The organism is Microbacterium sp. 13-71-7 (assembly GCF_002257455.1).
GTDB lineage: Bacteria > Actinomycetota > Actinomycetes > Actinomycetales > Microbacteriaceae > Microbacterium.
Map to the genome: position 1 here is coordinate 1 of NZ_NCKN01000146.1, position 10,315 is coordinate 10,315.

Annotated in this window: 8 protein-coding genes; 1 reads left to right on the top strand and 7 read right to left on the bottom strand. The window is 72.6% G+C overall.

The features are described 5' to 3' along the window. Positions 1-3: 3 nt before the first annotated feature. From B7X32_RS13865 to B7X32_RS13880, 4 genes are all read right to left on the bottom strand, one after another. Positions 4-306: a putative quinol monooxygenase gene (locus B7X32_RS13865; protein WP_292720685.1), complete on the bottom strand. Its 303-nt coding sequence runs from the start codon at positions 304-306 to the stop codon at positions 4-6. Then, entirely contained in the window at positions 303-1,121 is an 819-nt protein-coding gene (locus B7X32_RS13870) for an EI24 domain-containing protein (protein WP_292720688.1), read from the bottom strand. Before B7X32_RS13870 ends, B7X32_RS13865 begins: the two co-directional genes overlap by 4 nt. 47 nt (positions 1,122-1,168) lie before the next feature. Further along, positions 1,169-6,004 carry a DEAD/DEAH box helicase gene (locus B7X32_RS13875; protein WP_292720691.1) on the bottom strand — a complete coding sequence of 1,612 codons (4,836 nt, stop codon included), beginning with the start codon at positions 6,002-6,004 and terminating at the stop codon, positions 1,169-1,171. Between the two features lie 88 nt (positions 6,005-6,092). Then, the gene (locus tag B7X32_RS13880; protein WP_292720694.1) at positions 6,093-6,563 is read right to left on the bottom strand and encodes a hypothetical protein; all 471 of its coding nucleotides are present in this window, start codon (positions 6,561-6,563) and stop codon (positions 6,093-6,095) included. Between the two features lie 93 nt (positions 6,564-6,656). Between B7X32_RS13880 and B7X32_RS13885 the strand changes: the two genes are divergently transcribed. Continuing rightward, entirely contained in the window at positions 6,657-7,067 is a 411-nt protein-coding gene (locus B7X32_RS13885) for a DUF6157 family protein (protein WP_292720697.1), read from the top strand. Between the two features lie 19 nt (positions 7,068-7,086). Here the strand turns inward: B7X32_RS13885 and B7X32_RS13890 are convergent, their stop codons facing one another. The 3 genes from B7X32_RS13890 to B7X32_RS13900 form a co-directional block, all read right to left on the bottom strand. Next, positions 7,087-7,269, bottom strand: coding sequence for a PspC domain-containing protein (locus tag B7X32_RS13890; protein ID WP_292720700.1), 183 nt, complete (start codon positions 7,267-7,269; stop codon positions 7,087-7,089). Between the two features lie 60 nt (positions 7,270-7,329). Continuing rightward, positions 7,330-7,971: an NAD(P)-binding domain-containing protein gene (locus B7X32_RS13895; protein WP_292720703.1), complete on the bottom strand. Its 642-nt coding sequence runs from the start codon at positions 7,969-7,971 to the stop codon at positions 7,330-7,332. 109 nt (positions 7,972-8,080) lie between these two features. Further along, entirely contained in the window at positions 8,081-9,814 is a 1,734-nt protein-coding gene (locus B7X32_RS13900; RefSeq protein ID WP_292720706.1) for an ATP-binding cassette domain-containing protein, read from the bottom strand. Positions 9,815-10,315 lie beyond the last annotated feature (501 nt).

Here is a 10,315-nt window from a genome sequence, read left to right on the forward strand (position 1 = left end):
CGCTCATGCGCCGGCCACGTCGAGCGGCCCGAGCACGTGGACCTCGGGCGGCGCGGCCAGCCAGTCCGCGACGGTCGCGCGGTAGGTGCGGTAGTGCGCACTGTCGCGGTGCGCCTGCAGGGCCGCTTCGTCGTCGTAGGCCTCCACGATATGGAACACCGGCGAGCCGTCGGCCGCAGCGAACAGGTCGTACTGCCGGTTGCCCGGCTCGGCACGGCTGCCGGCGACCAGCGGGCCGAGGGCGCGGGCGACGTCGTCGCGGTGTTCGGGGCGGGCGGTCAGTCGCGCGATCACATGGATGCTCACGATGCATCTCCGTTGTCAGGGGACAAGCCGTCGGCATGGCGACGCGCCAGCCGCCGTTCAATCGAGGCACGCCACTCGGCGGACAGTTCCGGCACGGTCAGCGCGCGGGCCAGCATCGTGGATCCGGCCACGGCCGCAGGCATCGTGACGATCGCGCCGAGCGGAACCATGAAGCAGAGCTGGGTGGCGACGCCGAAGCCGAGCACCCGTGCGCGTCCCGCGCCGAGCAGGCGCAGCCGGTCGCCGTGGTCGAGGCCGCGGGCGTCGAAGGCCCGTCCCGTCAGCTCCCGCGCGAGCAGCCGCCCCGACAGCAGCACCCCGACCACGGTCGCGAGCACGCCGCCCACGAGCGGGATGACGCCGAGGACCAGGGTGAGCAGGGCGACGAGCGCGCCGAGCAGGATCAGGCGCAGGCCTTCGCCGACGGTGCTCCAGAAGCCGGTCTCGCCGGTCGGCTCCGGGCCTCCCAGCGAGCGCTCCACGCCGCGCCAGATGCGCTGGTAGAACGGGTCGCCGATCGTGAGCGTGAGCGCGGTGAACACCAGTCCGGACAGCACGGCGGCCGCGACGAACAGCACGATGCCGAGTGCGATGCGCAGCGCGTCGCGCCATCCGGCGATCCATCCGTCGGCGAAGGGCGTCATCCAGGTCGTGACCGCGCCGAGGGAGAAGCCCAGCGGGATCAGCGCCGCCGCGAGCACGGCGAAGCTGATCGCGGCGGGGATGAGCCCGAGCGCGAGCAGTCGCGGGTGCGTGCGCCACAGGCCGAATCCGCGCACCAGGGTGCCGAATCCGACGGCGAACTCACGGATCATGCCACAAGGGTATGCGCCCTCCCCGCCGGCCGCGGATCCGGCTCGGCTCACAGCGTCTTCCGCAGCGTGTAGCCGCGCGGGGTGGCGACGAATCCCGCCTCCTGCAGCAGCCGTCCGAGCAGGGATCCTCCTGCCGTGCCGTACATGCCGTCGCCGTTCACCTTCTCGACCGTGAGGGTCTCCAGCCGCCGGGCTTTCGCCATCGCCGCGAGGTCTGCGGTCGCGGCGCGGAGCTCCTCCTCGTCGTCCGTGAACGCGAGCACCGTCTTGCCGCCGCGCTCGAGGTAGAGCGCGAGGGCTCCGTCCACCAGCACGACCAGCGCTCCCGCCTTCCGGCCCGGCCGGTGCGAGACGTCGTCCCGGCGCGGCCAGCCGAGCGCCGCCCCGTATGGGTTGGCCGGGTCGGTCGCGGCGAGCGTGCGCGCGGTCCGCGGCGGGGGATCCGCGAGTCCGGCGAAGGTGCGGAGCCGGTCGATCGTCGCGGAGGCGGCGAACTGGGCGGCGCCGAGCTTCTCGATCACGTAGCCGCGCCGGCAGTGCCCCGCCTCCTCGAACCCGGCGAGCACGCGGTAGGCCTGGGCGAAGCCGCCCGGCAGGCCCTCCGACTGCACGGATCCGCGCGTGACGACGCCGTAGCGATCCAGCAGCAGGCCCGCCGAGACCGTGGCGCGCCGGGCCGGATCCGTCTCCGCCTCCGGCAGCAGCGACCAGCGCCCTCCGACGTTGAGCGGCCGCGGCGCGGAGGCCGGCCGCGCGAGCGACATGCCCCGGAAGGTACGTGCGCGCGGGGCGCGGCGGGCGACCTTGTGCGCCTGGTTGCCGCCGCTCAGGAGCGCGCGGATCGGTGCGAAGGTGTCGTTCGTGACATGGCCCGACCACGCGAGGTTCCAGAGCGCCTCGACCACCGAGACCTCGTTGTCGGCGCCGGTCGTCTCGCGCAGCTGGGCGGCGAAGTACGCGCCGCCCGAGGCGAGCGCGGCGAGCAGCTGCGCTTCGAGGGATCCCGGCTCTGGCGTCTCCGCGGCGAACGGCACCGTGAACGGCGCGAGATCCGCGGGGTGCAGGGAGACCCAGCCGTCGCGACCGGGGAGCGCGCCGTGACCGGCCCAGACGACCTCGCCGGAGCTGGTCAGCTCGTCGAGCATGGCCGGCGTGTAGTCGCGCACCCGCTGCGGGAGCACCAGCGACTCCCAGGCGCTCGCCGGGATCGGCACGCCGGCGAGCTGCTCGATCGCGGTGGCGACCCCGTCGATGCCGTCGAGCGGCCGCGCGAGATGCTGCCACTCCGGCAGGAAGCGCGCGAACGCGGCGGGAGGCACGGGCTCGACGCTGCCGCGGATGGCCGCGAGCGAGCGCATCCGCAGCCGTCGCAGCACCTCCGTGTCGCACCACTCCGTCTCATCCGGGCCCGCCGTGGTCGCGGAGGCACGGGGACCGGCCTCGGTGGCGCTCGGGGGATCCGGCAGGAAGTATCCGCTCGTGACGCGGCCGTCGGCCTCGAGCCGTTGCAGCGTCTGCCGCACGATCGCCGATCCGAGCCCGAAGCGGGCGGCGACGGCGGATCCGAGGAACGGGCCGTGCGTGCGCGCATGCCGGGCCACGAGGTCGCCGAGCGGATCCGCGACCGGCTCCAGGAACGCCACCGGGATGCCGACGGGAAGCGGCACGCCCAGGGCGTCCCGGAGTCGCCCCGCGTCCTCGATCGCGGCGACCCTGCGCACGCCGCCGATCGTGACCTCGACCGCGCGGCGGGCATCGATCAGAGCGGTGAGGTGGGTGGCGGCCTCGGCCACGCCCTTCGTCTCGTCGCTGCGCTCCTCGCTCAGGGACCGGTCGGCTTCCGGTCCCTGAGCGAGCGAAGCGAGACGAAGGGCGTCGGGTGTATCAGAGGGTTCGAGGCGTGCCGCGACCTCGCCCGCGTCGAGCGGCCCGAGCAGGCGCAGCAGATCCGCGACGCCCTCGACCCCGCGCGCACGGCGGGACGGATCGAGCCGCTGTGCTTCGCGCTCGAACTGGGCGATGACCTCGGGATCCAGGAGCTCCCGCAGCTCGACCGTGCCGAGCAGCTCGCCCAGCAGCGCCGGATCCACCGACAGTGCGGCGGCCCGGCGTTCGGCGAGCGGGGAGTCGCCCTCGTACATGAACGCGCCGACGTAGCCGAACAGCAGGTCGCGGGCGAACGGCGAGGGCTGCGCGGTCTGCACCTCGACCAGCCGGATGCGCCGCTCCGCGATGCCGGTCGCGAGACGCCGCAGCGACGGCAGGTCGTAGACGTCCTGCAGGACTTCGCGCAGCGTCTCCAGGATGATCGGGAACGTCGGGTGCTTGCGGGCCACCTCGAGCAGCTGCGCCGAGCGCTGCCGCTGCTGCCACAGCGGGGTGCGCCGGTTGGGGTTCATCCGCGGCATGAGCAGGGCGCGCGCCGCGCACTCGCGGAAGCGCGAGGCGAACAGCGCGGATCCGCCGACCTCGTCGGTCACGATCCGCTCGAGCTCCTCCGGCTCGAAGACGAAGAGCTCGGCGCCGGGCGGCTCCGCGTCGGCGTCCGGCACGCGCACGATGATGCCGTCGTCGCTGGCGACCGCCGAGCCCTCCACCCCGAGGCGCTCGCGGATGCGCGCGTTCACGGCCAGGGCCCACGGCGCGTGGACCATCTGCCCGTAGGGGGAGTGCAGGATCACGCGCCAGTCGCCGATCTCGTCGCGGCTGCGCTCGACCGTCAGCGTGCGGTCGGTGGGGAGCGTGCCCGTCGACTCCTTCTGCTCGTTCAGGTGCGCGAGCAGGTTCGCCTGCGCGCGGTCGTCGAGGCCGGCAGCGCTGAGCCGCTCCCTCGCCTTCTCCGGCGTCGCACCGTGCACCTCGCGGTTGAAGACGCCGAGCGCCTCGCCGAGTTCGAACGGGCGGCCCAGGCCGTCGCCGTGCCAGAACGGCACCTTGCCCGGCTGTCCGTAGGCGGGGATCACGTTGACGCGGTCGTGCGTGATCTCGGCGATCCGCCAGCTCGTCGTGCCGAGCGTGAACACGTCGCCGACCCGGGATTCGTAGACCATCTCCTCGTCGAGCTCGCCGACGCGCGCGCCCGTCGTCTCGCCGGCGACGAAGACGCCGAAGAGCCCCCGGTCGGGGATCGTGCCGCCGCTCGTGACCGCGATCCGCTGCGCGCCAGGGCGTCCGGTGAGCGTGCCGGCATCGCGGTCCCAGACGAGGCGCGGGCGCAGCTCGGCGAACTCGTCGGACGGGAAGCGCCCGGCGAGCAGGTCGAGCGTCGCCTCGTACGCCGAGCGGGGGAGCGCGGCGAAGGGCGCGCTGCGGCGCACGGTGTCGAACCACTGCTCGACGTCGAGCGGCTCGAGAGCGCAGGCCGCGACGGTCTGCTGCGCGAGGATGTCGAGGGGGTTCCGCGGCACGCTGATCGCCTCGATCTGCCCCGCCAGCATGCGCTCGGTCACGATCGCGGTGTGCAGCACGTCGCCGCGGTGCTTGGGGAACAGCGAAGCGCGGCTGATCTCGCCGACCTGGTGTCCTGCGCGGCCCACGCGCTGCAGTCCGGAGGCGGCCGAGGGCGGCGCCTCCACCTGGATCACGAGGTCGACCGCGCCCATGTCGATGCCGAGCTCGAGACTGCTCGTCGCGACGACGCAGCGCAGCACGCCCGACTTGAGCTCCTCCTCGACGATCGCCCTCTGCTCCTTCGAGACCGAGCCGTGGTGCGCCTTCGCGAGCACCGGATCCGCCCCGGCGGTCGACCCCGCCTGCGCCATCATCGCGGCCGGCACCATGGCCGCAGGGAGGTCGAGCCCGATCCGTTCGCTGTAGATCTCGTTCAGCCGCCCCGTGAGCCGCTCGGCCAGGCGCCGCGAATTGGCGAACACGATCGTCGAGCGGTTCTGCAGGATCCTGTCGACGATCGCCTCTTCGACGTGCGGCCAGACGGATCCCGTCATCTCGGTGTTCTCGCCGAAGGCATCCGCGCCTCCGACCGTCTGGTCGATTCGATCGGCCCCGAACGGCCGCGGAGTCTCCTCGGTGCCGGGAGGCGGGGGCGGGTGGAGCATGTCCTCGATCGGCACGACGACCTGCAGGTCGAAGGTCTTCGAGGCGGGAGGCGCCACGATCTCGACGGGCTGCGCGCCGCCGAGGAATCGCGCGACCTCGTCGATCGGGCGCACGGTCGCGCTGAGGCCGATGCGCTGCACGGGGGCCTCGGCGCCGGCCGCTCTGCGCAGCTGGTCGAGCCGTTCGAGGCTGACCGCGAGATGGGCGCCGCGCTTGGTCGCCGCGACCGCGTGCACCTCGTCGATGATGACCGTGTGCACGTCGCGCAGGGTGTCTCCGGCGCGGCTGGTGAGCATCAGGTAGAGCGATTCGGGCGTGGTGATGAGGATGTCCGGCGGATCCACGACGAGGCGGCGCCGGTCCGATGAGGTGGTGTCGCCCGAGCGCACGCCCACCGTCACCGCGGGGGCGGGGATCCCGAGACGCCGGGCGGACTGCCCGATGCCGATGAGCGGTGAGCGGAGGTTGCGCTCCACGTCGACGCCGAGGGCCTTGAGCGGCGAGATGTAGAGGATGCGGGTGCGTCCTGCACGCTCGGCGACGACCTTCTTCGAGGATCGCTTCGTCGCAGGGTGCTCCTGCTCCGCGCCGGCGCCCTCGGCGGTGCGCTCGCGGAAGACCCGGTCGATCGCCCAGAGGAAGGCCGACAGCGTCTTGCCCGACCCGGTCGGCGCGACGACGAGAGCGTGACTTCCGCCCGAGATCGCCTCCCACGCCCCCGCCTGTGCCGCGGTGGGTGCGGTGAACGCCCCGCGGAACCAGTCCTGGGTCGCGGGGGTGAAGCGGTCGAGCACGCGGTGCGCTGAGCCGGTCGAAGCGTCGCTCATCCGTCCATCTTCGCCGCTGCCGCCGACATTCGGGGGCGGATCCGCCCTGGGCGCAACGGCCCGGACACGCCAAGCGGAGGCGTCCCGTTCAGCGCTCCTCCCGTCCTCCGCGTTCGCGGCGTGCTCGGCGGGAGCGCTCTCGCATCTCGGGGGCGAAGAAGATCAGCACGCCGAGCGCTGTCGGCACCAGGGCGGCCATCGCGAGCAGGTATCCCTTCGGCTCCGCGTAGCCGCGACTGACGATCATCGCCTGTGCGATCACGAACCCGAACGAAAGGCCGGTGCCGATGCTGCCGAGCGCGTGCAGCACGACAGCCCCCGCGCCGGAGCCGCGCGCGCGACGGGTCAGGAGATCGACGACGACGGCGAGCACGGCGCAGGCGGCGGCGATGAGGATCCAGACGATGCTGACGATGCTCGCCTCGGTGTGCAGGTACCGCAGTGTCGCGCCCGAGGCGACGACCCACGCGAGTGCGGCGAGGATCCAGGCGGTCAGGCACAGGGCCGAGGCCGGGCGGGCTCGATGCCACGGACGGGCGGAGGGGTCGGCGGGCTCCATGCCTCGACGCTACCTCGGCGGGCGCTGAGCCCGCCTTCGATCCTGTCGCAGATCTCCAAGCCCGGTGTCTCCGCAGGGTGCGAGCATGGACGCATGGCCGAGCACACCACGAACTACGCGAGCACGTTCATCGAGGTGGCCGAGGACTGCCCGACGGACCATGCGCAGGAACCGCCCGTGGGCGAGGTCCCGACGATCGGAGCGCTGCACTACCGGATGATCGCGGAGCACCCGTTCGAGCGGACCTCCGACGACGTCATCTTCTCCACGTGGGCGCTGCGCCGCGGCATCGATCCGGACGACGGCGAGGCGCGCGACGAGTTCTTCTCGAAGGGGCAGGCCTGCCTCCGCGCCTCGCCGCTCGGCAAGCGCTACGGCTGGGGCGTGCTCAGCGACGCCGAGGGGCGGGTCACGCTGGTCGCCCGCGAGTCCGAGGAGTACGCCCTGCTGGCGGCGGATCCGACGCTCGGCCACACGCGCGCGATGCGGGCGAAGCGCGCCTGAGCCGGAAGCCCCTGCGGGCTCACTTCTCCTTCGGGATGAGGATCCAGAGCACGATGTAGACCCACAGCGGCAGTCCCGCGAACACCATCAGGACGATGGCGAGCAGGCGCATGAGGAGGACGGGCCAGCCGAACCTGTGCGCGAGCGCGGCGCAGACGCCGGCGATGACACGGCCCTTGCGGGGGCGGACGAGGGTGCTCATGCCCTCATCCTGCCCCCGCGCCCTGGACGGCCGCTGGATCCGGCCCTCCCCGGCCGTGTGTCAGGGCAGGCGGTTCGCGGCGGCGAGGTTGGCGCGCAGCTCCTCGGCGTTCTGCCGTGCGACGTAGGCGGGGCGGTCGCGTTCGAGGCGCCACGACTCGCTCAGCGGGCCTGCGCTCACGGTGTCGAACCCGAGCCGGTCGTACACGTCGGTCACGAATGCGACCGCGTCGTCGTCATCGCTCGCCGTGCCGAGCGCGCGCCGGTCGGGCGTGCCGGCCGGCGATCCCGTCGTCAGGATGTCGCCGGACCCGATGTGGTTGAACGCCTTCACGACCTTCGAGTCGGGCAGATGCTCCTGCAGGAGCTGCGACGTGGTGGTCTCGCCGCGGTCGAGGGCCTCGATGTGGCCGTCCCGCTCGAAGTAGTAGTTGTTCGTGTCGAGCACGATCTTGCCGGCGAGCGGCGCCACGGGAATATCGGCCAGCGCTTTCAACGGGACGGTCACCACGGCGACGTCGGCGGCCTCGGCAGCCCCGGCCGCGGTGGCTGCGGTCACGCGCGGCCCGAGTCGTGTCACGAGCGCGTCGAGAGTCTCCGGACCGCGCGAGTTCGCGATCACGACGTCGTAGCCGAGACCCGCGAAGGCCTCTGCGACAGCGCTGCCGATGTGTCCTGCTCCGATGATTCCGATTGTCGTCATGACGTGCGCAACAGCGAGGTCGCGCGCCCGCATTCCCGATGCGTCCCAGACGCGTGCACGGCGCGCACCCGGCCGGCCGACATCCGGCCGGGTGCGCGTCTCGCGCCCGTCAGGATCCGAGGGCGACCTCTGCGAGCGCGCCCTCGGCGTCGAGCTCGAGCGTCAGATCCAGGTCCAGGCGTCGCAGGAACGCGTCGTCGTGGCTGACGATCAGCACCGCACCGCGGTAGGCGCGCAGCGCCTGCACGACCTGGTCCACGGTGTCGAGGTCCAGGTTGTTCGTCGGCTCGTCCAGCACCACGAGGTGCGGTGCGGGATCGGCCAGCAGCAGGGTCGCCAGGGCTACCCTGAAGCGCTCCCCGCCGGACAGCGCGCCGACCGGGCGATCCATGGCGGCGCCGCGGATCAGGAACCGGGCGAGCCGGTTGCGCAGCTCCTTCTCCGGGATCTCCGGGGCGCGCGCCGCGACGTTCTGCACCACGGTCGCGGTCTCGTCGAGGCCGTCGATCCGCTGCGGCAGGTACCCGATGCGGTCGGTGTGGGGCACCGTTCTCAGGATGGATTCCACGGAACCGTGGAGATCGGCCGTTGCGGGCGCCGTTTCGGCCATCGATCCGGAATACGGAACAGACGCCGGGTCCGCGGCAGGGACGGTGATCCAGCCTGAACCCGGCGCCCCGTCGGTCGGCGCCGAGGCGGCGTCGACGAGCCGCCGCAGCAGCGTCGTCTTGCCCACCCCGTTGCGCCCGATCAACGCGACGCGCTCGGGGCCATGGATCGTCCAGGACCTCTCCGCGTCGCCGATGGTCGCGATGCGGCGGCTCCGGGAGACGCCCGGATCCGGCAGCTCGATCTTCATCGTGGCGTCGTGACGGATCCGATGCCCCGCCGCGTCCAGCGCCTCGCGCGCGGTGCCCTCCTTCTCGGCGACCTCGGTGCGGAGCCTGCCGGCCGAGACCTGCGCGGCCATCTTCCGGCCGTTCGCGACGATCTTCGGCACGCGCTTCTCCTCGAAGGCCTTCTTCGCCATCTGCGACCGGGTCGCGAGCTTCAGCTCGGCCTCGATGCGCTGCCGCTTCTCCTTCTTGAAGGCCTGCTTGGCGTCTCTCTCCGCCTGCTTCGCGGACTCCTGCTCGGCATCCAGCCACGCGCGCCATTCCGAGTACGGGCCGCCGAAGACGCTGAGCTCGCGCCCGTACAGCTCGGCGGTGTCGTCCATGAGTTCGAGCAGCGTGACATCGTGACTGACCACCACGAGCGTGCCGCGCCAGGAGCGCACCATCTCGCCGAGCCGTGCCCGCGCCTCGCGGTCGAGGTTGTTGGTGGGCTCGTCGAGCAGCGTGATCGGCGCCCGGCGGGCGCGGATGCCGGCGATCGCGACGAGCACCGCCTCGCCGCCGGAGAGCTCTCCGACGGTGCGGTCGAGGAACGACGGATCCAGGCCTGCCTCGGCCAGCGCCGCCTCGGCGCGGGCCTCGACGTCCCAGTCGTCGCCGACCTCATCGAAACGGGCGGGGTCGACGTCGCCCGCCGCGATCGCGCGGACCGCGTCGAGCGCTCCGGCCACGCCGAGCAGCTCGGCCACGCGGGCGTGCGTGTCGAGCGTGAGGCGCTGCGGCAGGTAGGCCACGTCGCCGGTCGCGGTGATGTGCCCTGAGGTCGGACTCAGGTCGCCCGCGATGAGGCGGAGCAGCGTCGACTTGCCGGATCCGTTGCGTCCCACGAGGCCGGTGCGGCCTGCGCCGAAGGCACCGGAGACGGCGTCGAGCGCGGTGGACCCGTCGGGCCAGGTGAAGGTGACGCGGTCGAGCACGACCGCGGAGGAAGGGGTGAGGAATGACATGGGCGGCTCCCGGAAGGTGTTCGGGTGCGCTGATGCCGATCGGTCCCGAGCCTTTCGAGAGGCGAGACGTCACGAAGAGGACGGATCTCAGGGACCGGAGATGCCTGTGCCGGAACGAGCGAGGGCAGGAAGGAGTGTCGGATCAGCGCGTGGATGGAACGCGGAGGCGACGACTCAGATCAAGGGACTTCCTTACACGGCGGACAGGACTCGGACGACGATACCGGGCCTCCCGGATTCGTGCAACCCGGGCGTGTCGCGCCCGTGCGACCCGGCGGAAGTACCCCGGCGGAAGCACCTGCGCCGGTCGGGATCTAGCCTGGAGTCATGGATGAGCAGCGGCCGGGATCCGGCGAGACGATGCGGCGCGTGGGTCTCGGCGCCGGCCTCGCGATCGGGATGGGCGTCGGGGTGGCGCTCGGCGTCGCGCTGAACAACATGGGCACCGGGATCGCTCTCGGACTCGTGATCGGCGCCGCGGTCATGGTCGCGTTCACGGTC

What these genes read in the sequence shown, in the direction of transcription:
- B7X32_RS13870 (WP_292720688.1), bottom strand. Translation starts at nt 1,121, where the DNA reads ATGATCCGTGAGTTCGCCGTCGGATTCGGCACCCTGGTGCGCGGATTC.
- B7X32_RS13875 (WP_292720691.1), bottom strand. Translation starts at nt 6,004, where the DNA reads ATGAGCGACGCTTCGACCGGCTCAGCGCACCGCGTGCTCGACCGCTTC.
- B7X32_RS13880 (WP_292720694.1), bottom strand. Translation starts at nt 6,563, where the DNA reads ATGGAGCCCGCCGACCCCTCCGCCCGTCCGTGGCATCGAGCCCGCCCG.
- B7X32_RS13885 (WP_292720697.1), top strand. Translation starts at nt 6,657, where the DNA reads ATGGCCGAGCACACCACGAACTACGCGAGCACGTTCATCGAGGTGGCC.
- B7X32_RS13890 (WP_292720700.1), bottom strand. Translation starts at nt 7,269, where the DNA reads ATGAGCACCCTCGTCCGCCCCCGCAAGGGCCGTGTCATCGCCGGCGTC.
- B7X32_RS13895 (WP_292720703.1), bottom strand. Translation starts at nt 7,971, where the DNA reads ATGACGACAATCGGAATCATCGGAGCAGGACACATCGGCAGCGCTGTC.
- B7X32_RS13900 (WP_292720706.1), bottom strand. Translation starts at nt 9,814, where the DNA reads ATGTCATTCCTCACCCCTTCCTCCGCGGTCGTGCTCGACCGCGTCACC.